At 63.9% G+C, this 909-nt stretch carries 1 protein-coding gene; it reads left to right on the top strand.

Going from position 1 to position 909, the window contains the following annotated elements:
- A partial coding sequence (locus tag CAG47_RS27605; RefSeq protein ID WP_143515948.1) for a cadherin-like domain-containing protein occupies window positions 1-909 on the top strand: 909 nt, incomplete at both ends.

The raw sequence follows: 909 nt of genomic DNA, 5'->3' as shown, positions 1-909 counted from the left end.
AGACACCGCCGTCAGCGGCAGTGTGTTGACCGGCACCTCGAGCGTCGATGGCCCCGTCAGTGTGGTGAACTTCACCATCGGTGAAAGCACCTACGCCGCCGGCCAGACCGCGACCATTGCCAACGTCGGCACCCTGGTCATTGGCGCCAACGGCGCCTACACCTTCACCCCGGCCGAGAACTACAACGGCAGCGTGCCGACGGTCAGCTACACCGTCACCGACGGCTCGGGCAGCAATGTCACCTCGACCCTGAACATCAACGTCACTCCGGTCGATGACAGCTTCACCGACCTCAGCGAAAGCGTGAGCACTGCCGAAGACACCGCCGTCAGCGGCAGCGTGCTCACTGGCACGAGCAGCGTCGACGGCCCGGTCAGCGTGGTCAATTTCACCATCGGTGAAACCACCTACGCCGCCGGCAGCACGGCGACCATTGCCAATGTCGGCACCCTGGTCATTGGCGCCAATGGCGCCTACACCTTTACCCCTGCCGAGAATTACAACGGCAACGTACCGACGGTCAGCTACACCGTCACCGATGGCTCGGGCAGCAATGTCACCTCGACCCTGACCATCAACGTCACCCCGGTCGATGACAGCTTCACCGACCTCAGCGAGAGTGTGAGCACCGCCGAAGACACCGCCGTCAGCGGCAGCGTCCTCACTGGCACCTCGAGCGTCGATGGCCCCGTCAGTGTGGTGAATTTCACCATCGACGGTGTGGCCGGCACGTTCAACGCCGGGCAGACCGCGACCATCGCCAACGTCGGCACCCTGGTCATCGGTGCCAACGGGACCTACACCTTCACCCCGGACGCCAACTACAACGGCAGCGTGCCGACGGTGAGCTACACCGTCACCGACGGTTCCGGCAGCAACGTCACCTCGACCCTGACCATCAACGTCAC

Source organism: Pseudomonas sp. R37(2017) (assembly GCF_002113375.1).
Lineage (GTDB): Bacteria > Pseudomonadota > Gammaproteobacteria > Pseudomonadales > Pseudomonadaceae > Aquipseudomonas.
The sequence above is the reverse complement of the archived record's forward strand: the minus strand, read 5'-3'. Positions and strand labels throughout refer to the sequence as shown.